General features: G+C 60.0%; 22 protein-coding genes and 2 pseudogenes. 11 read left to right on the forward strand and 13 right to left on the reverse strand.

The features are described from left to right. Positions 1 to 49 precede the first annotated feature (49 nt). Positions 50 to 1159: a TraB/TrbI/VirB10 family type IV secretion system protein gene (locus AC13C7_RS01205; protein ID WP_482866351.1), complete on the forward strand. Its 1110-nt coding sequence runs from the start codon at positions 50 to 52 to the stop codon at positions 1157 to 1159. Next, positions 1156 to 1428: a DUF2274 domain-containing protein gene (locus AC13C7_RS01210; RefSeq protein WP_482866352.1), complete on the forward strand. Its 273-nt coding sequence runs from the start codon at positions 1156 to 1158 to the stop codon at positions 1426 to 1428. Before AC13C7_RS01205 ends, AC13C7_RS01210 begins: the two co-directional genes overlap by 4 nt. Positions 1429 to 1501: 73 nt before the next feature. On the opposite strand, the gene AC13C7_RS01215 is transcribed toward AC13C7_RS01210, so the two are convergent. The 5 genes and pseudogenes from AC13C7_RS01215 to AC13C7_RS01235 all read right to left on the reverse strand — a co-directional run bounded on the left by AC13C7_RS01215 (position 1502) and on the right by AC13C7_RS01235 (position 4937). Beyond that, positions 1502 to 2419, reverse strand: a complete 918-nt coding sequence (locus AC13C7_RS01215) for a transglutaminase family protein (protein WP_482866353.1) — start codon at positions 2417 to 2419, stop codon at positions 1502 to 1504. Between the two features lie 261 nt (positions 2420 to 2680). Continuing rightward, positions 2681 to 3214 (reverse strand): hypothetical protein, encoded by a 534-nt coding sequence (locus AC13C7_RS01220; protein WP_482866354.1) that lies wholly within the window; start codon positions 3212 to 3214, stop codon positions 2681 to 2683. A gap of 76 nt (positions 3215 to 3290) precedes the next feature. Next, positions 3291 to 3428 (reverse strand): hypothetical protein, encoded by a 138-nt coding sequence (locus tag AC13C7_RS01225; protein ID WP_299793774.1) that lies wholly within the window; start codon positions 3426 to 3428, stop codon positions 3291 to 3293. Between the two features lie 132 nt (positions 3429 to 3560). After that, positions 3561 to 4367, reverse strand: a pseudogene (locus AC13C7_RS01230) (transglutaminase-like domain-containing protein). Positions 4368 to 4733: 366 nt separating this feature from the next. Then, entirely contained in the window at positions 4734 to 4937 is a 204-nt protein-coding gene (locus tag AC13C7_RS01235; RefSeq protein ID WP_426372189.1) for a hypothetical protein, read from the reverse strand. Positions 4938 to 5519: 582 nt separating this feature from the next. Here AC13C7_RS01235 and AC13C7_RS01240 point away from each other — a divergent pair. The 3 genes from AC13C7_RS01240 (at position 5520) to AC13C7_RS01250 (ending at position 9109) form a co-directional block, all read left to right on the forward strand. After that, positions 5520 to 5945: a hypothetical protein gene (locus AC13C7_RS01240; RefSeq protein WP_299793780.1), complete on the forward strand. Its 426-nt coding sequence runs from the start codon at positions 5520 to 5522 to the stop codon at positions 5943 to 5945. A gap of 524 nt (positions 5946 to 6469) precedes the next feature. Further along, positions 6470 to 7414 carry an extracellular catalytic domain type 1 short-chain-length polyhydroxyalkanoate depolymerase gene (locus AC13C7_RS01245; RefSeq protein ID WP_482866355.1) on the forward strand — a complete coding sequence of 315 codons (945 nt, stop codon included), beginning with the start codon at positions 6470 to 6472 and terminating at the stop codon, positions 7412 to 7414. 333 nt (positions 7415 to 7747) lie between these two features. After that, positions 7748 to 9109 (forward strand): DUF2254 domain-containing protein, encoded by a 1362-nt coding sequence (locus tag AC13C7_RS01250; protein ID WP_482866356.1) that lies wholly within the window; start codon positions 7748 to 7750, stop codon positions 9107 to 9109. Positions 9110 to 9120: 11 nt separating this feature from the next. Here AC13C7_RS01250 and AC13C7_RS01255 read toward each other — a convergent pair whose 3' ends face one another. Next, entirely contained in the window at positions 9121 to 10371 is a 1251-nt protein-coding gene (locus AC13C7_RS01255) for a sensor histidine kinase (RefSeq protein ID WP_482866357.1), read from the reverse strand. Between the two features lie 444 nt (positions 10372 to 10815). On the opposite strand from AC13C7_RS01255, the gene AC13C7_RS01260 reads away from it, so the two are divergent. Beyond that, on the forward strand, positions 10816 to 11010 hold the full coding sequence (locus tag AC13C7_RS01260; RefSeq protein ID WP_165198384.1) for a hypothetical protein: 195 nt from the start codon (positions 10816 to 10818) through the stop codon (positions 11008 to 11010). A gap of 59 nt (positions 11011 to 11069) precedes the next feature. Here AC13C7_RS01260 and AC13C7_RS01265 read toward each other — a convergent pair whose 3' ends face one another. After that, positions 11070 to 11801: a Crp/Fnr family transcriptional regulator gene (locus AC13C7_RS01265; protein WP_482866384.1), complete on the reverse strand. Its 732-nt coding sequence runs from the start codon at positions 11799 to 11801 to the stop codon at positions 11070 to 11072. Positions 11802 to 11979: 178 nt separating this feature from the next. On the opposite strand from AC13C7_RS01265, the gene AC13C7_RS01270 reads away from it, so the two are divergent. The 4 genes from AC13C7_RS01270 to AC13C7_RS01285 all read left to right on the forward strand — a co-directional run bounded on the left by AC13C7_RS01270 (position 11980) and on the right by AC13C7_RS01285 (position 14980). Continuing rightward, on the forward strand, positions 11980 to 12234 hold the full coding sequence (locus AC13C7_RS01270; RefSeq protein ID WP_299793802.1) for a hypothetical protein: 255 nt from the start codon (positions 11980 to 11982) through the stop codon (positions 12232 to 12234). A gap of 115 nt (positions 12235 to 12349) precedes the next feature. Further along, positions 12350 to 12589, forward strand: a complete 240-nt coding sequence (locus tag AC13C7_RS01275; protein ID WP_482866358.1) for a hypothetical protein — start codon at positions 12350 to 12352, stop codon at positions 12587 to 12589. Positions 12590 to 12663: 74 nt separating this feature from the next. Next, the gene (locus tag AC13C7_RS01280) at positions 12664 to 13659 is read left to right on the forward strand and encodes a fatty acid desaturase (protein WP_482866359.1); all 996 of its coding nucleotides are present in this window, start codon (positions 12664 to 12666) and stop codon (positions 13657 to 13659) included. 181 nt (positions 13660 to 13840) lie between these two features. Then, positions 13841 to 14980, forward strand: a complete 1140-nt coding sequence (locus tag AC13C7_RS01285; protein ID WP_482866360.1) for an extracellular catalytic domain type 1 short-chain-length polyhydroxyalkanoate depolymerase — start codon at positions 13841 to 13843, stop codon at positions 14978 to 14980. 86 nt (positions 14981 to 15066) lie between these two features. Here the strand turns inward: AC13C7_RS01285 and AC13C7_RS01290 are convergent, their stop codons facing one another. Beyond that, on the reverse strand, positions 15067 to 15396 hold the full coding sequence (locus AC13C7_RS01290) for a hypothetical protein (protein WP_299793814.1): 330 nt from the start codon (positions 15394 to 15396) through the stop codon (positions 15067 to 15069). After that, entirely contained in the window at positions 15374 to 15979 is a 606-nt protein-coding gene (locus tag AC13C7_RS01295; RefSeq protein WP_482866361.1) for a hypothetical protein, read from the reverse strand. The genes AC13C7_RS01290 and AC13C7_RS01295 overlap by 23 nt, the downstream gene beginning before the upstream one ends. A 218-nt stretch (positions 15980 to 16197) precedes the next feature. On the opposite strand from AC13C7_RS01295, the pseudogene AC13C7_RS01300 reads away from it, so the two are divergent. Next, a pseudogene (locus AC13C7_RS01300) lies at positions 16198 to 16371 on the forward strand (IS3 family transposase); the annotation flags it as partial. A 436-nt stretch (positions 16372 to 16807) separates the two neighbouring features. Here the strand turns inward: AC13C7_RS01300 and AC13C7_RS01305 are convergent. From AC13C7_RS01305 to AC13C7_RS01320, 4 genes are all read right to left on the reverse strand, one after another. After that, positions 16808 to 17467, reverse strand: coding sequence for a ferric reductase-like transmembrane domain-containing protein (locus tag AC13C7_RS01305; protein ID WP_474888446.1), 660 nt, complete (start codon positions 17465 to 17467; stop codon positions 16808 to 16810). A 344-nt stretch (positions 17468 to 17811) separates the two neighbouring features. Further along, positions 17812 to 18177 (reverse strand): hypothetical protein, encoded by a 366-nt coding sequence (locus AC13C7_RS01310; protein WP_172319054.1) that lies wholly within the window; start codon positions 18175 to 18177, stop codon positions 17812 to 17814. A 117-nt stretch (positions 18178 to 18294) separates the two neighbouring features. Continuing rightward, a complete protein-coding gene (locus AC13C7_RS01315) occupies positions 18295 to 18462 on the reverse strand; it encodes a hypothetical protein (protein ID WP_446117556.1) in 168 nt (55 codons plus the stop codon). Between the two features lie 97 nt (positions 18463 to 18559). Next, complete coding sequence (locus tag AC13C7_RS01320) at positions 18560 to 19255, reverse strand: CBS domain-containing protein (protein ID WP_482866362.1); 696 nt, start codon at positions 19253 to 19255, stop codon at positions 18560 to 18562. Between the last annotated feature and the right edge of the window lie 19 nt (positions 19256 to 19274).

Genomic DNA, 19274 nt, shown 5'->3' on the forward strand with positions numbered 1-19274 from the left:
GGAAGACATCGCCCAGGAGCTTCGCCTCAGGCCCGATCCGCCCCGTGTCATGCGCCTGTCCCGCCGGGCCATCGCCCTTGCCACCGCAATCGGCGGCCTTGGCCTTGGCGCGATCCTGATCGTGGCCCTGCAGAACAACCGGCAGGAGGGCACCCAGACCGAGCTCTTTTCCACCGAACGCATTCAGGCAGCCGAAGGGCTGTCCACACTGCCTCGGGATTACGCCGATGTCCCGCGTCTCGGCCCACCCTTGCCCGGTGAGTTGGGCCGCGCCATCCTTGGGGCGCAAGATCGTGGCCAGCCGGTCCCGGCACCGCCCCTTTCCGGTCCATTGGCACCCACAGTCGATCCGGAGGAACAACGCCGCCTTCAGGAACTCGACGCCGCCCGGCTGAGCGCCCTTTTCGCCGAGGCGCAAACCGTGCCGCGCGGCGGGGCACAGGCCACACCGACAACCCCCGCAACCGGCGCGCTCTTCCCCTCCACATTGGGCAGCCCGACGGCAAACGATCCGGTCTCAAACCGGGAAACGTTCCTCACCCGTCCCGGAGACACGGACACCGTCAGTGCGCAGCGCATGGTTCCGCCGCCCAGCCCCTACATCCTGCAGGCCGGAACCGTGATCCCGGCCGCCCTGATCACCGGCCTGCGCTCCGACCTACCTGGCCAGATCTCGGCCCAGGTGACTTCGAATGTCTATGACAGCCCTTCAGGACGATACCTGCTGATCCCGCAAGGCGCTCGGCTTCTGGGAGAATATGACAGCCGCATCGCATCCGGGCAAAGCCGCCTGCTCCTCGTCTGGACCCGCCTCATCCTTCCGGATGGTCGCTCCATTGTGCTGGGACGCGCGCCCGGCACTGACGGAACAGGCGCGTCCGGCCTGCAGGACCGGGTCAACTACCATTGGGGTCGCGTCTTCCTCGCCGCTGGCCTCGCCACGATCCTGAACCTCGGCCTGGAAAGCGGGGCCGACAGCGAGGATGACGTCGCCCGCGCCATCCGCGAGGCCGCGCAAGACACGATTGGACGGACCGGGGACGAGATCGTCCGCCAGCAGCTCGCCGTCCCGCCGACACTGACCATCCGCCCGGGCTTCCCCGTCCGCGTCATGGTCACTCGCGACCTGATCCTCGAGCCCTTGGGAGAAGTCCGATGACGAAGCTGAAGCTTGGTCCGATCCATGACGACAAACCGGTCAAGCTGACCGTGGAGCTTCCCGCCGACGTGCACCGTGACCTTTGCGACTACGCGGCTGTCCTCGGCCAACAGACCGGACAGGACCTTGAGCCCGCCCGCCTCGTCGCACCCATGCTCGACCGCTTCATGTCGACTGACCGCGGGTTCGCCGCAGCGCGCAAGGCGGGGTCGCGAGCCAGCCGCAAGAAACCAGACCCATCAAAGCCACTGGATACTGATCAGGGCTAAGCATCTGTGAAATCGTAAGTTTCTTGACAGATCGCGTTGCACACGGATCGCACATCGGTCCGACCTACCCGCCTCAGGTTGCTAGGGAGTCGGTCCGATCCTCCATCGGCAAAGTGTTTTGCCTTGTTCTGCTGCGAACGGAGACCTGAACTGAAAAGTCAAAAAGGGCGTTGGAACCTCCCGAAAAACTCCCCGAGACAGGTACGACCTGGTGGATGCCGCGACCGACTGCGACCGGTATCAAGTTCTGCGACCCGACGCTCCGGTTGGTGGGGTCGAAGGCGATCCACCCTGCGCCGGGCAGGTATGTTTCGACCCAGGCATGGGTGGACCCGGTACCTGCGGAGCCGATAAGGCTGTCTTCTGGATCGGACAGATAGCCCGAAACGATACGGGCTCCCAGGCCAAGACAGCGAGCTGCCTCTGTGAGCAGGACCGCGAAATCGCGGCACGAGCCCCATTTCCGGTCGAGCGTCTCGATCGGCGTCTGGGTGCCTTCCGTCTCACGTACCTGATAAGAAATCTGCGAAACCACACCGTTGCTGATGTCCTTCAGCAGAGACAGCGTGTCTGTTCGGTGCCCCATGACGAAGCCCTCGACCCATCGGGCAAATCGGCCGTCGGGGTCGGCGTATTGCGGAGCCGTCAGCGCGCCCAGATCCGTCCATTCGTCGGCTGAATAGAGGAACGGGTACTCGATGGCAGAAGCGGAGATGGCAAAGACCGGCCAAGCTAGCGCGGTCAGTTCCACGGTGGCGCGACTTTCGATCACCAGATGGTCTGTCGGACCGTCAAAGATTGCGGTGGCGATCGCGTTGCCGGCCACATCATGCGCCCAGGATACGGTGGCCGTCGGGGTTATGGAGATCTCGTGGGAGAAAAGACGCAATTCCCGCGTTTCGCGGGGACGCAGCATCAATCTGTGCGGTCCTAGAGAGACCGCATGACGGTATCGGTAGGTTGTGGTGTGAAGGATGTCGAGGCAGGCCAAAATTTGGGGGTCCAGTGTGGTTCGAGGAAGACTGCACGCACGTCGATGTGGATCAGCGACGGCGTGATGCGCCGGGGCTGACAGGCAAGGCGTTTCGCCAGGCGTTCAACCCCTTGCAGCGTCTACAAATCCGCTCTCCGAAACCTTTGCTCCAGAACCCAGTTTCGCAGCTCAGGCATTGGCGTTCCTGCGGAACGTCGCCCGAGACCCTTGCGATCAAGATGTCTGGCGTGGCACCTTCGGCCATGGTCTTGTTCGCCATCAAGTCTGTCCCGCTAAGTGGCGGGTGCGCGAGGGCGACGGTAATTCCGGTCTTGAAGGCATGCCTTCGTTTTCGGCGTCCCGGATTGACGCATCTTCTTGCGTTCTTTGGGTGGTCGTTGCCGACCCCAGCACATTCAGTTCGGGATCAGGCGTCCCACGTTCAGAATAGAGATGTCGCAAATGCGCCTCTGAGACTCCGTCAGCCTTCATCACAAGACGCACCATCGGATCAGATAACATTTCCTCGAGAAAAAGGTCGGACAAAGCCTTGCCCGTCAGCTTGTCCCTGGCGCGTGCTTGGTCGAGGTCGATAAGGGAAACTGTCAGGGCGCGCGCAAGCCCGGGATGCGATATCCGGGGATGAAGCTTCACCAGAACGGAGGCCTTCCAGGCTGCGGGATCCTTTCGATCCGGGGGTGAAACCAACTCCGTTTCGATCTCGTACTCTCCCGCCGGGAGCGTCTCGTTGAAGCCGGGTACAGTGAACGGTCGGGCGAACACCGCGACGGTCTTGCTCATCAGATCTTCCATCGGCGTGATCCTCTCCCTTGATGCTGCGGGTGGTCCGCGCCCCATTTGAGGATGGGGCACGTGGCCTCTGCAGGTCTCAAGATGTCTTGGATTTCGTTGGGGCTTCCTTGCCGGCGGCCTTGGGTTCGTTCGCTTTGGCAGGAGTCCTCGCGGTCTCCGCAGGCTTCGGCTTCATTGCGGCCGCAGCCCTGGCAGTCAGGTCCTTGAAGGACATGTCATCGATCCTTTGATTGGCCGGCGCAAACTCGTCGTCCTTGGTGGACTGGGAGGCTTGGCATCGGTTCTACATATATGGGGACCAGCCACTCAATTTACGACGGCGCACTTCGAAGAAAACCAAAGTCAGTTAGGCCAATTCATCGGTCCAGACCTTGAATTCCGTCAAAGTGTTTTCCCCGAATGTCTGGGTCAGCGGCACATCGGCGGCATCGCGGCCGCGCGCAATCAGAATTCTCGCAAACCTCGGTTTGTTGTTGCGCGGGTCGAACATGTGCCATTCACCAGCGAGAAAGACCTCCATCCATGCGGCGAAGTCTCCAGGCGGATGCGGGAGAGGTTCACCAATGTCGCTCAGATATCCGGTGCAGTAACGTGCCGGAATATTCATGCAGCGACACAAGGCGATAGCGAGATGGGCAAAATCGCGGCAGACGCCCTGCCGCTCAGCTATCGTCTGCGATGCGGTGCGCGTCGCTTTCGCCTGCATGTAGTCGAAGCGGACATGTTCGTGCACGAAATCGCAGATTGCCTGGACACGGGACCAACCGGGTTCCGTGGTCTCGAAAAGTCGCCAGGCTTCCTCCGAGAGGAGATCGGTATCGCAATACCGGGTCCCCTACAGGAACACGAGTGTCTCGAACGGCAGATCCTGAACCGCGTGCTGCTGCGCATCAGGAAAGACGGGATCGGGCTGGCCGGTATCGCGGAAGATGCCGTCTGTCGACAGGGTAAAGTCGCCCTCCGGGGCCAGCATGCGGGTACACCAGTTGCCGAAGCCATCCCGGTAGCTTTCGAGCTGCACGCTGGGGGAGGTCACGAGATAGTCCGCGCGCTCTAGGTCGCCGAAGCGCGAATAGTGAACGTTCAGCAGCGCGATCAGCGGCGTCGGTTGCGGGAAGCCGTATCGCAGACGGCACCCGATGCTGACCCGCATGCCGGACACACGGCCGCGCCTGGTCATGTCATGATCATCTTGCAAGGATGAGCGTCCTAGGCATCGGGTCAGTGCCATCCTCCGCACGGACGGGGAAGGCGAAGGACGCGATCAGACCCGCTATAACTGCCGTCCTCGCGATCAGCCTCGCCAGCGGATGTCTCATCGCCGCTTTCTCCTTGACGGACCAGAGTCCGCCGGTTGCCCCACGCGTGTTCGATGGCCCAAGCGTGAGCGTTCCGGTCAGCCGTCGAGTTGGCGCGGGCGGTGGCGGGGATCCCTTGGAATTCGGTCTCGTCGGCATGCCTTCGTTCTCGGCCACCTGGATCGCGAAGTCCTGCGGGACTGTCAGTTGAGAGCTACCGGTCATCGGGGCGACAGCCTGTGCAGGGCCGCAGCGGCAAGAGCATGTTCCTTCTGGTGGTAGTCGCAGCGGAGCTTGCCATTGACCTGCACTTCCCAGATGCCGCTTCTTTCGCGCACCTGGACCCCACCGCGCCGCGCTGGTCGGTTCATGGAAGAATCCTTTGCTCCTCTACTTTTCAGCGACACGGGTTGCTTGACGGTCATTTCTGGCTCCTTCGCGTGGGGCGCGCGCGCATCTCCGAGAAGCATCACGGCGCGAGTGAATTCTGCCGCATAATCATTGGTTTCGCGGTGGCCGTGTTAGCGCTGGGTCAATCTCATCGGCTCTACGAACCGTTCTCGCAGGTGGTCGACGAACCACGGCCCGGTACAAGCCATGTCGGCGATCAGGGCCAGCAGGCACCGTTTTCGAAACCTTGCCCGCGGAGAAGTTCCTCCTGAATCAGGACTTCGTAGTCCCTAGCCGGAGGTTCGTCCGGAAAATTGGCCAGGCAGAAAAGGTGCAGGAAAGTCACCCTCAAGCCTACACGATCTTGGCAGATCTTCGTTCGCCACGGTTCATGCCCTATTGGATTCCGAGCTTTCCCAGTCGAACGACTTCTTCTGTTGTAATTCAGGAGCATCCGACTGGCACTGACACAAGTTAGTCCCGAGCACCGAACCAAGTGCGGCCTCCCTGGGCCAGTCGCCCGCACTGACCTGTGTAAGGGCGACGAGACCGACCTGCGCGTATCCTTTGGGAAACAGGGGCGATCTGCGTTCCTGCAACCAATGAATGGAATGACAATGGCTGATCGCAATGTTCTCGACCCGCACCCGCCGGAGTTTGCCCGGTTCCTCTACGCGTCCGTCGGCGAGGATCGAAACGGCTATGCCGTGACTGTCCTTTCCACACTGGCGCGGCTCGGCCTCGATCCATGGAAAGAAACTGCTGGACTGGTCGGGCTGGGACGCGAAGCCGCGCGAGCGCGATTGGGGGTACTGCTTGCCCGATTTCGGGACGTTCCTGCGCTCGCCAGCGACCACGGCAGAGTCGCACGAGACCTGAGCCAGCTGCTTCCCGAAGCCCAGACGTCAGGTGTCTTGCAGAGCGCTGCCTCGACGGTGGCCGACGGTAGGCCGGGAATAAGCGGCGCGATCTGGACAGTGCTTGCGATTTTCTTCGTCCTGTTTCAGATGGTCATGGTTGTCGGGTCGGGGTCAGGCGAATGACCGCCTCAAGCGAGACCGCGAGAAGACCGGCACATGCAGCGCACAAATCCAGCACGCTTTCTCCACATGAACAGGGCGTTCTCTGGGACATGGAGGAACACTTCTGGACCAGTGGCGCCGACGACGCGCAGGCAACGACAGCAAGCAACGCCATAGTGGTTTTCCCCTTATCCTCTCGGCATCCTGCAGGGCGACCATATCTGGACCCATCTTCGAGACAGGACCGGCTGGCGCTGTGTTGTCATGGCCGAACGGCGCGTCACGCGGCCGTCAGGCAAAACACCTTCTTTTATTCGTGCGCGGACTAACCCACGTCAGTGCATGCGGAGTGGTAAACCAGCAAGGTGTAACATGATCACCGGGACACTTGGCGTATGCCTCTGATGGAATTCACCTAACGCGGGCGACAAAGGTCTCTTCGTGTCCGCCTCGAACCGTGGACAATCAAATCGCCTCCGGCCCGAAAAACTTTGGGCTCGGGGGTTTTCTTACGTGGCCAGTATCGGTCATGCACAGGAGTTCTTATGTCAACATCTTTAATTTCCAGCGATCGTCTCTCCGCCATGCAAAATTTCGGGACCGACCCCGGGTCGCTGAGCGCGGACATTTATATTCCGGAAAACTTCCCGAAGAACGGCCCGCTTGTCGTCGTGCTCCATGGCAGCACCCAGTCGGCGGAAAGCTATAATCTCGGATCGGGGTGGTCTACTCTCGCCGACGAATGTGGGATGGCGCTCCTGTTTCCGGGGCAAAGACTGACCAATAATCTCCTTGGCAGCTTCAACTGGTTTGAGACCGGCGACAGCGAGCGCGGTCGCGGCGAGCCTCTGTCTATTCGTCAGATGATCAAGCAGGTCGTTGATGATCACTCGATAGACCCGTCGCGCGTCTTTATCACGGGGATGTCTTCTGGCGGTGCCATGACGTCTGTAATGCTGGCGACCTACCCCGAAGTGTTTGCGGGAGGCGCGATCATTGCAGGGTTGCCATACCGCAGCGCGAACAACATGATGGAAGCCATCATTCGCATGAATGGATTTGGCAGCCCATCGGCCAGCGCACTTGATGCGTCTGTCCGTGAAGCCTCGGAATCCAAGGGCCCCTGGCCGACAATTTCTGTCTGGCATGGCGGTAGCGATACGACCGTCGACAGTTCCAACGCCGGTGATATCGTCGGACAGTGGCAGAAGATCCACAACGTTGAAGGACCGCCGACGCGTGTGGAGACCGTCGACAGTATTCCCCGGAAAGTCTGGTGCGACGCAAACGGGCGCGTGGTGATCGAGGAGTATATTATCGAGGCCATGGGCCACGGCACGCCGATCAGTGCCGGGGGAGACGAGGGTCTTGGCGAAGAAGGTGATTATATGCTGGAAGTCGGCATTTCTTCGACGCGTCACATTGCGGATTTCTGGGGTTTGACGGAGTCCGGTGCCGCGACTCTGGCGAAAACGAAAACCGCAGCATAGTTTGGGCGGGAAAGTTGAGACAATGCACCGCCCCTCGCTGGATCATTCCCTGCGGACGAGCGGGCGAACTTTTAGCGGCGTCCTGTTGTCAACAGTTGGCTGGTGAGGCTTCCGGCGCGGCGTCCGGAATTCTTAGATTTAGATCGATCTGCATGCCACCGCCCGTCAGCGGCATGCTGGTCTCGCCAATTGCCTGCGCAAGGCTGTCGCCGCGATCTTGGGAAATGAAGAGGCGTTTTGCTGATCCGAATCCGGTTTATCGCTGAGTAAGCATGTCTACGCAGTCAGGGCGAACAATTTCCCCGGACTGCACGTGACTAAAAGGAGCGACATTTGGCAAAGTCATTTTCCATCACACGTGTCTCCGCATTCTGGGGACGCCTGAACTCGAGCTTCTGGTTCGTTCCCGCCATGATGTGCGTGGTTGCCGTCGGACTATCGTTCCTGTTGATCGCGGTGGATACCCGGCTTGGTGTCGGCACTGTGAGCGATTTCGGCTTGCTCTATACCTTCGGGCCGGAAGGTGCCCGGGCAATCCTGTCGGTCATCGCGAGTTCGATGATCACTGTCGCCAGCCTGATCTTCTCAATCACCATGCTGTCGCTGCAACTCGCCTCCTCGCAATTCGGGCCGCGGGTTCTAGAAAACTTCATGCGGGACCGCAGCAATCAGGTTGTGCTTGGGACTTTTGTGGCGACATTTCTCTATTGTCTAATCGTTCTGCGTGCGGTGCGGGGTCCGGGGGACTCCAGTTTCGTTCCGCACCTGACCGTTGCATTCGCGGTCGGTCTCGCTGCTGTCGGTGTCGCGGTTCTTATCTATTTCATCCATCATATCGCCACGTCGATCCGCATCGAAACGCTGCTCGCGCAACTGGCCGCCGACGGGCGCGCCGCCGTCGATAGGCTCTTTCCGGAACGCCTCGTCCATGGCCCCTTGCAGTGCGAAGACGAGCCCGGTGCGGATCGACTCGCAGACGACTTCGAGGACGGCTCCGAACGGATCAGTGCCGATGTGAGCGGATACGTGCAGAAAGTCGGTATGGAGGCGCTCATGCGGATTGCTGCAGAGCATAATCTTGTCTTGCGGATCGAGACCCCGCCCGGTCGTTTTGTGACCGCAGGTGAATGCATGATTGCGGCATATCCGCGTGATCGGGTGTCGGAAGAAATTGTCGACAGCCTGCGTGGCGCAATCGTCATCGGGCGGAATCGGACGATCAACCAAGACCTCGAGTTCTCGATCCGGCGTATCGTTGAGCTGGCCCAGCGGTCCTTGTCGCCTGGCATAAACGACCCCACCACCGCGCTTTACTGCATTGACCGCCTTGGACAGGTGTTCGGTCGATTGTCTGGCCGGGATATCCCGTCACCGACCCTCAACGACGAGTCCGGACAGTTGCGTATCCTGACTGAAGTCATCCTCATTGAGGAACTGGCATGCAAAGCCTTTTCAGCGATAGCCCGCTACGGGATTTCCGACGCCGATGTGGTCACGCGTCTGGTAAACACAATGGGCAAGTTGAGCCGCTCGCTCTCACCCTCAGCGCGTGAATCCATCAAGGCGCTGAGTGAACAGGTGCTCATTGCCAGCGAGCACGCTGCTTCTCTGGATTTTGATCGGGAAGCACTTAGCAACCTCAAGAACAGCGATTTGACAGGACAGGTCCCCTCACGGCCGCCGAGATCACTATGACGTCGCAGCGATCAGGGCGTGATCGGCGCTCCTTCTCTCTCATTGACGCGAAGCCGATACGAGCAGCCGTCCTTCCTGAATTCCCGCGTCGCTTTTCCATTGAGCTGGCTGGGCAGGATCTGGGTCAGGATCATCGTGCCGAAACCTGACTTTACCGGCTCGGTGACGCCGATCAGGCCGGTTTCTTTCCACTCGAACTGGAAACCATCTCCAACCTTGCCCCAACTGATTGCCAGTCGCCCGCCCTCCTTGGCCAACGCGCCATACTTTGCGGCGTTGGTTGCGAGTTCATGCAACGCCATCGAGATTGACTGTGCTTCAACTGCTGTGACGTGCAAATTCGGCCCCTCGACAAAGATCGTTTTGTTCAGCTCGTCGGCATAAATATCGAGTTGTTGGTGGATCAACCGATCCATCGTCATGCCGTCCCGATTCCCCCCGGTCAGCAGAGAATGAGTCTTGGCAAGCGACTGGATGCGCGATTCAAATTCAGGCAGGAATTGATCGAATGATGCATGTCCACGAACGGTCTGCCGCGCGACGATTGTGACCATCGCCAGGAGGTTTCCGATGCGGTGCTGCATCTCCCCTGCAATTGCATCCTTCATCTCACGGGCCTTTACCTGCTCCGTGATGTCCCTGACCCGCAAGAGAACATGCGTCACCCTGCCGTGCCTGTCGGTCAGCGGCGTAAAATATGCATTCCACCATACCCTGCGCATGCCGCCTTCCGCCGCGCTGTCCGGTATCGCGTAGAGAATTTCCTTGAGAGACGCCTGCTTGCCCGTCAGAGCCGTGTCGAACGCGCCCGTCAGCAATACCTGATGTTCCGCGATTTCGGGAAACACGTCGAGAACTCTCTTGCCCAAAAGGTGTTCTCGGGTTGCCTTCAATGCGGAAGCGTAATCATCGTTCATTTCGACGAACCGGAAATCACGGTCAAGGATCGCGCAGGCCGCCGATAACGAATGAAAAACCTGTTCGTAATCAAGCCTTTCGTTCGTCGCTGACGGGCCGATCGCATCCACGCCGTTCGTTTTATTGGGCTTGCGGTCCATTGATTGCCTCACATCGACGCCCTCCCTTTTTGTAAAGAACATCGCAACTTTCGGATCGGCCATATTCTCGACCGAAACATCGGCATCTGTCGGAACTCTCCGGAAGATCGGTTCTGAGGTTCGAAACTGATTCGTGTCGGGACGACAGTGAGTGTTTCTCACTGGAGCCGTCTCGATTGTCTCACCTTCAATCTTCCGGTTCATGGCTACGCTCCAACAGTTAACAGGGAAATTGGCGGCACCCGAATACAGAACTCGTCAAGAAACAAACGCAGGTGCCGCCGGATGGAATGACTTTTCAAAGAATCGCGACGTGCAGTGACGGTTTTTTATCTGCTGTCAGAGGACGGCGCGCTAACAGGCATTAGTCTTGCAAGACCGGAAGCCAAGTGCAGCGATACCTGCGCCAGCGGCTGAAAACCGCTGATCCAGCAAGTTTCCGGAGCCGGAACACCTTCAGCAGGAACCGACGCAAACCTGCGTCAGTATCAGGCTGTCAGAATCCGGGTAGCGTGAATGAAGATCCCCGAATGATCGGCGATCGAACCTCGAACAGAGCGTCAGCTGACGATCCTGCACACCCCCGACAACAGATGTTCGGGACGGCGGGCACCCGTTTGACGGCTCCTACCCGGAAGGAACACTCCAATGGACAACAAGCAATCCGACCAGATGCAACAGAAGCTGAAATCGACCAAGGAGGCCATCGACAAGGCCGAAGACGGTCAGAAGAAGCAGTCCGCCCAGAAGCATTACCAGTCTGCGCAACAGGCCCAATCCGCCAACAAGAACGATGAGTGCGTGAAGGAATGCGATGCGGCGATGAGCCAGTTGAACGCTTAAGATCGTCTATCGGTTGGCGTCACCCAACGGGGGTGGCGTCAACTTCTGCCCCGGCTGCATTACTTCAACATCGGCCCCTCGTAATCCAGATAAGCCTTGTCGAAACCGGCGAATTCTACCAGCTTGTCCAGGTTGTCGAACGTCACGGTGCCATCGCGAAACGTCAGCAGCCCTTCTTCGCGCAACTGCCGCAGAACACGGTTGATGTGAATGGCGCTCAGGCCCAGTGCATCGGCCAGAAGATACTGGGACAACGGGCATTCGTAGCTGTTCCCCGTCGCCAGCCCGACCAGCTTGAGCCGAGCCCCGAGTTCCAGCAGCAGATGTGCAACACGTTCGGCAGCGTCGCGCCGCCCCAGACTGACAAGGCGCTCGACGACGATTGCCTCATCGGTCGACGCGGACCAGAGTACGGCCGTGGCAAGGCGCGGGCTCGTCTCGAAAGCACCCAGAAGATCCTTGATCTTTACTTCCGATGCTTCGACGTTCCTGATCGGCTCGATGCTGTGGTCGGACGTCCTGAACAGAACGCTGCGCAGGCCGATGAAATCACCCGGTATCTGGAAATCGACAATCTGGCGGCCACCGCTCCGCAACAGTTTGTAGGAGCATACCCATCCTTTCGCCAGAATGTAGGCAGACGGGTCAGATTGTCCCTCGTAAACCATATCTTTCTTGTCAGAAAAGCTCAGACGTTTCGCGTGGAAGGTTTCCAGAATTGCAAGCTCGGGATCGGACAATGCAACATAGGCACCGAGTTTGCGCACGAGGGGGCTGCTCTGAATGCTCATAAAACGATTGTCCTTTCCCACGCCAAGGAATCTGGCGGCGAATGCCCCGGATGCGTCATTCTGGCCGAAAAAGAACCGCAACATACTGCTCGGGGTTAGCTAATCTTACATCGTTTCTGTCATGCTGTCATAGGTAACTGGTGCTGCGCCTACGGTCGCAACGGCACTGAGGTTACTCTTGAAAGGAACCTATCGCGTGTACCAGCCAAACGACGTCTCGGGCACGGCCGCCCTCGCCATCTGCGAGTCGCTGCTGCTGGCGCTGAACGACAGAGGCGTGTTGCCTGAGCATGAGATCGTAGGCGTCCTGCGGGATGCGGTGAATGCCCATCAAGACGTACCGGGGGATGACGAGAAGACAGCGCTTCATGCGGCCGTTGCGAAGTTGATAAACGGGATCATCGATGGCGGGAACTCTGTGCGCCGTCCGTGACCTACGTAGCTACCTGATACCTGCCGGGTTTCCGAATGCCTCGGGCATGTGCCCCTCGGGAGCCTGCCTCTCTGAAGTGCGCGCCCTACGACAAACACATCAGAAAGATTGATTAATGACCAAGCTGACAAGGACGACACTCTTCACAACACCCGCCCCCCGAACGGAAACGCCGATGGACCGGACCACACGCGCCGTGACGGAAATCATCGACGCGCAGACGGAAAAGCGCGAGATCAAGACAGCGCGTCTTCGCAAGGCACGTCTGGAAAGGGAGGCCGATACGCCGGTCAAGGCGGTCGCGCCCAAATCCAAACGGGTATCCGCAAAGTCACCGGCCAAAGGCATCAAATAAGGTCTCCAGGTGGCTCAGGCGTAACACGGCCATTGTCTGCTGCACTTCTGACATTCCAAAGGAAAGGACTCGAATTGCATACCTCCGATTGGGCACGGATTCTGATCAGATATCGCGAACCGATCCTCTCCCGCAGCATTTTTGAGCTGACCGTGACCCTTGTCCCTTTCGTGGCGCTTTGGGCGCTGGCCTGGTGGTCGCTGACAATCAGCGCCTGGCTGGCGTTGGCCATTGCCTTCGGAAATGCCGCCTTCCTCGTCCGCCTTTTCATCATCCAGCACGATTGCGGCCATGGAGCGTTCTTTGCGAACCGTCGGCTAAGCGACTGGCTTGGTCGGTTCATAGGAGTCTTGACGCTGACGCCCTATGACGTCTGGCGGAAAACCCACTCGATCCACCACGCGACGACCGGCAATCTCGACGACAGAGGTGTCGGCGACATACCCACTTTGACAATCCGGGAATATCGGGAAAGGAAGTGGATAGGCAGGGCCGCGTATCGTCTGATCCGCAATCCGGTTTTCCTGTTCGGTGTCGTTCCGTTCTACATCTTCTTTCTGCGCCAGCGGCTTCCGTTTGATCTGATGCGATCAGGCTGGCGCTACTGGATCAGTGCCCTGGCAACCAACGTCGCCATTGGCGCCACACTCGGATCGATCGCTTGGCAGGGTGGTTGGGACGTCTTGCTGTTCGTGTTCCTGCCGACCATGTTCCTGGCCGCAAGTGTCGGTATGTGGCTGTTCTACGTCCAGCATCAGTTTGAAGACACCGTCTGGGATCACGAGGCGAGCTGGGACTTGCGCGATGCGGCCTTCAACGGAAGTTCACACTATGACCTGCCTGTCGTTCTGCGTTGGATCACTGCAAATATCGGCGTCCATCATGTGCATCACCTTGCCAGTCGCATTCCCTTCTACCGCCTGAGCGAGGTGATCCGGGATCACGATATCCTGGCGCAGTCCCAGCGTCTTACGCTTTTGGACAGCTTCCGCTGTGCCCGACTTCACCTCTGGGATGAACAGAGTCGCACGCTGCTGTCGTTCTCGGACGCGCGGACAATTGCCGCGTGATACTTTGCGCAGGATAGTTGGAAAAAATGATCTATGAGAGCCTGCGAAACCAGGACTGCATAAACCTTGGCAAGGTGCGACAAGCCTATCCAAGGCCAGAAAAGATAGGCTTCCGTTTTTCTCGCGGCTTGGGTCTCGACGAGGGACTTCCGTCTCTATTCCCCATCAGATTTGAGGTCAAATGTTCGATCCGTTCAGGCGTACCCGCGCAAAGGCGACAAGAAAGCTCCGGCGCGCAACCGTTTCAGCGGTGACCGATGTATGGGGCGCAATGCTTGCCCCTACGAAACCTGCGAAACGCAAGGGCACAAAAAAAGCAAAACCTGCCGCCAAGGCCACGAAACCGTCCGCCGTCACGCGGAAAACCGCAGGCAAAAGGGGCTCAACCCGCGCCAACGCCAAATCGAGTGCTCCTGCTACATCCCGGTTAAAGACAACTGATCCACATGGTGCGGCGTTCCCAAGTGGGACGTATGAGAGCGCATTTGGCACCCGCTCCTACAAGCTCTACATACCTGCCGTCGCCAAATCGGCACCGGGGCCACTTCCACTGATCGTGATGCTGCACGGGTGCGGGCAATCTTCGGTGGATTTTGCTCGCGGCACCGGCATGAACACCCTGGCAGAGGAGTTCGGTTTCTTGGTCCTTTATCCGGCTCAGGCACGCGATGCCCATCACTATCGATGCTGGAATTGGTATAGGCAAGACGATCAGGCACGGGGCGCGGGAGAACCGGCCCTGATCGCAGGTTTGGCGCGCCATATCATTGCCGTCCAGAATGTCGATCCGGCCAAGGTCTATGTTGCGGGCCTGTCGGCGGGTGCGGCTGCGGCGCTGATTGTTGCAACGGCCTATCCCGACATTTTTGCAGCGGTTGGTATTCATTCCGGTCTGGCCGTAGGCGCGGCGCATGATTCAGCCTCTGCGCCAATGGCGATGCAGAGCGGCAACCCCGGCCGACGTCACGAGGTTCAGATGCCAACCATTATTTTTCACGGTGATTCAGACAAGGTCGTCAACCCACGCAACAGTCGCTTCATCGCCATCCGGGCGCTGGAGCCTTATGCCCATCTTGATCGGGCGGTGAAAACGGGTCGCGTAAGCGGTGGCCGTGAATTTACCCGCACGGTACATCGTGTAGGCAAGGGACGTCCCTGCACCGAGCAGTGGGTCGTTCATGGGGCCGGACACGCCTGGTCAGGTGGTCATGCGGCGGGGAGTTATACCGACCCCAAAGGCCCCGATGCCTCGCGGCAGATGGTCCGGTTCTTTCTGCGGCACCGCACCACCAAGAAGTGCCGTGCTACGCAACCCGTCTGAAACCGGTGCGTACAAAATCAAAGCCCGCAGGTCATCAAACCGAAAATTTTACTCCGCTGGGTTCGAGAGACCAGGATCATTCGCGATCAAATGACCAGCACCCCAGAGGGCCGGACAAACCTCCACGTCGACATGACTGTTGCGCAACCTGCGACAGACACCAACCGGTGAACCCCCTCCATGATAACACGGCTGACTTCGACGGAGAGAAGATCGGGCCAATCGAAAACGGCCCGGTCCTCGCGCATCAGCTGGTTCTTCAGTTCAATCTGATTGTTTCCCGATTGCGCCCGGAACAACAGCACAAACGCGCCCCGCCAGTCCGTGATTTCGACAAGCGTTCCGAAGGCGTCGAAGCACACCGTCTCGATCCCGTCAAAGACGGGCGGCAGATCAGTGACTGAAGCCGGGGTCACGGTCGATCTCCCTGTCGATTTCGCGCTCGTTCTCGACCCCTCGGTCCTTTTCCTGGTCGCGCTCGTCCTCAATCTCCAGCTTTTCACGCGGCTTGTTCAGCACGTCCTTCAGCCGCTCGTTCACGGACGGCTTGCGCTCCTCGCGCCCGGTCTCCTCGCCAAGCTCGGGATCACTGTGACCGTCCAGCTTGTGAACCGCCGCCTGGCCATCGCGGCCCGCATCTTTCTCCATGTTTTCTTTCAGACGCTCGCGCGCATAGTTGCGGCTTTCCGGCTTCGGCGTGTCGTCCCAGTCCTCTGATCGTCCGACAACCCGCGCCAGCCGCTCGCGCACATCCTCCGGCCCGGCCTGCGCGCCGCGCTCGGTGACCGCTACATATTCCCGGCCCTGTCGCTCGGCCATCGCCTTTGCCCGCCGTTCCATGGAGTTTGCCGCCGGTCCCAGCTTCAGCTCGGGGTCGCGATCCAGTTCCTCGGCAGAGAGTTGATCCTCCCGGTCCAGCGCCGCCTCGTGCTGTGCCTCAAGCCACCGGTGATCGACGCGCTCCACCTCCCCTGCCCGCTCCAGCGCCCGGTTCTGCAACTCGGCCCAGACACCACGTATTTACTCGATCTCGACACCACCCGTCTTGGCAGAATCGAGCACGCGGGTCTTGGCGGTGAAGCCCTCGGGTTCAACCGCATGACGTCGATGCCGCCTGAAGCCCATGTCAGAAAAGCACGAAAGCCCTCCTGGATTGCTCCCACTGAAGTCGTCCTCCAACTGGCGTAGCTTTGCCCCGCAGATTGGAGGACCAGGAGATGGCTAGCAAGCGAGAGAAGCCGGAAGACATCGTTATGAAGCTGCGACAGGTTGAAGTGCTGCAGGGTCAGGTCCTGAGCGTCGCGGAGGCAGTGCGCCAGGTATGCATGACGCAGCAGACGTACTATTGGTGGCGTCGGCAGTACGGCGGGATGAGCCGGGATCAGCTGAAGCGGTCGGCCGAACGCAGCGCGATACATTGCGAAATTCTGCGATCACAACATGAACATGTGCTGCACACGCCACTCGTTAATCGACTGAAAATACAGCAGAATCGCTTCCATCCATCATCGGGGCGACGGACAATCTGGCGTGTTGATTTATTTGCATTGTTTGTGTCTTCAAACTGCCGGCTCTTCAGGAGCCTGCGCCTCCACGCATGTCCGTTTCCCGCCTCCAGACCCCCGGCGGCCCCGCATGCCACCCTATAGCCGATATGTGCGCGGCAGGGAAACCACTCCGGCGCGGTCCGGGCAAGGGCCGGATCGGCAAGCTCGATCAGACCAGGGCCGCTCGGCGACGGCAAGATGCGCGCCGGGCGGTCCCGTGACCCAGGGAGGCGCGATACACGTGGGCGCGCGGAACAGGCTGTGCCCCGCGTCCCCCCCCTCAGGAGGAATTGGACGCGCGCTGCACCGGTCCGCGAACCTTGCGCCAGGTCTGGGTCGATGCCGCCAGTTGAAGCATCACGACCGTCCCGACCAGGACCACGAAAGGCCACTGTGCCCAGTTCGGGTCCGGCGTCCGGCGATGGAAGTCCAGAAAGTGCACGAACAGAAAATAGGCCGTATGCAGCACCGACAGCCACCAGAGAATATATGTCCCCTGCTGGACGAATTTCCAAACGCTATTGCCGAGCCAGCGCATGCTGGCATCATTCGACGTGATGGCCAGAACGAACCCGTAGAGGAGCGCCACAATGCCGATCAGATTGGCCAGCGCGAAGCCGTGATTGACCATGACATATTGCTGAAGCTGGGGGTGAAATTCGAAGCCGAACAGGCGCATCAGGTCCAGGGATACCCAGCCGAACAAGATGATGACGGCATGGACCAGCGCCAGCAGGATCGCGTAGATGCCAAGCTCTCTGCGGTAGGGTGTGAGGCGCGCGACCCTGCGCGAGAGCCGCGACAGGGGGCCGATCGCCATTGCCATCGCGACCAGGACAAGCGAGACGTCGCCAACGGCCCGGTTCCAGCGGTGCATCGCCGACCATTCGGCGCGGCTGTAAAGAACAAGGGCGGTGGCGGCCGCGGAAAGGACGATCACGATCAGATGACGCTGCCACCACGACCTCTGAGCCAAAATTCCAATCACCGTGCTTCTCTCCTCTAGCCCTGACCTTGTCGTTCATTGTCCCGAAGGGCCGTGTCATCCATCGACACCGCCGGGCGCATTCAAGCGCCAAACGTCAAAGATGGCAACTGGCGCGGATTTTACAATAGCGTTATCGCCTTGCGGTTTGACCAAGTTGATGGTGGGGCGTGAGGCGGTCGCAACCGCCTGGGGCCGCAACTGGCCCTGGATGGCCCCGGTTCGGCCATCGGACGGGCCCGATCGCGGCTGCGCCCCCGCGGCATCGAGGAGGCGCAATCCGGGACGGGCGGTCGGGGTCAGGCCCCGGCCCCCCTGCCCGCGAAGGCGTTGAAAAGGCCGCCGAAGATCAGCGCGGCATACCAGCCGTAGAGAAAGCTCTCGACCAGGCCGATGGTGAAGCCCAACGGCGTCAGCCAGTCGAAACCGGGCAGCAGGCCGGACCAGATCTCGTACATCGCGTAGCCGGGAAAGATCAGATCGAAGGCGATGCACACAAGGTAGGTCAGCACCAGGAACAGGCTCAAGGCCCACCCCAGGGGCACCACGGGCAGATAGGCGCGCCCCGTCCCGTCATTCGTCCCCATGACGCAGGCCCCGCACGTCATGCGCAGGGCCAGGAACAGGATCGCCGCGACGGCGGTGAAATAGAGGATAGGTATCATGGCTTGCTCCAGTCTTGTTCGTGAACGATCCGGGGCGCGGGCGCGCGCACGCCCCGGATGGCACCGGTTCAGGATGGGCGCGACATCTGCAAGACGCCCATCCCGCGAGGCCCGGCCTCAGCTATGGCCGCAGCAGCAGCCGGATTTGACCGGTTCTGCCTTTGCGGCCTCCGCGCGTTTCGGTTCGACATTCGTATCAGGCTGCGCGTGGGACTTGCCCCCGCAGCATCCGCCCTGTTCCTGCAGCGCGGTGTCTTGGGTCTGGGAAGGGGAACGGTCGTCCATCTGGACCTCCTTTTGTTTGGCTTCGTTCCAAAGACGCGGCCCGAGGAAAAACATTACAAGGATTGGCGATCCGCCAAGCCGCCCGGAATAACGCGGATCAGATCCCGTAGGCCCAGGCCGGCAGCCGGCCCATGTTGACATCGACCTTGCGGACACCGGACAGGTTTTCGACGGCGACGCGAATTGCGTTCTCCTGGAAATCGCTGTCGGCGACGCCCCAGACGGTGACAGTCCCGTCTTCCACCGTGTAGTTGATCAGGTTGACGGTTGCGCCCGGCACCTCCTTGAGGGCCTTTTCAACCTTCACACGAAGCAGGCGGTCATCCTCGGACGGCTCCGGCAGCACCCTGTCGCGCAGCGCCGACAAGGCATGCAGCAGGTTCGCCCGGCTGACAATGCCGACGACCTGACCGGATCGCAGCACCGGCACCCGCTTGATCCGGTGCTTTTCCAGAAGGCGCGCGATCCGGGCGACAGTCGTGTCCTCCTCGACCGAAACGACATCGCGCGTCATCACATCCTCGACGCGGTTGCTTTTGAGTTTCACGAAATCCCTGGCGGTATTGCTCGTGCCGCCGAATATTTCGAGCCACCACGACCGGCGCGGGCTTTCGGTGTCGCGCACGCGCCGCATCAGGTCCCCCTCGCTGAGAAGTCCCTTGAGGCGGCCCTGGTCGTCGAGGACGGGCAGCGCGCTGATATGGTGGTCCAGCATCAGGCGCACCGCGTCCTCCACCGTTCCGTCCTGCGGAACCGAGATCACCGATGTTGTCATGATATCCTTGGCTTGCATGTCATGGTCTCCTTCTTGG

The sequence above is a fragment of the Alterinioella sp. B-7 genome (genome assembly GCF_056857775.1).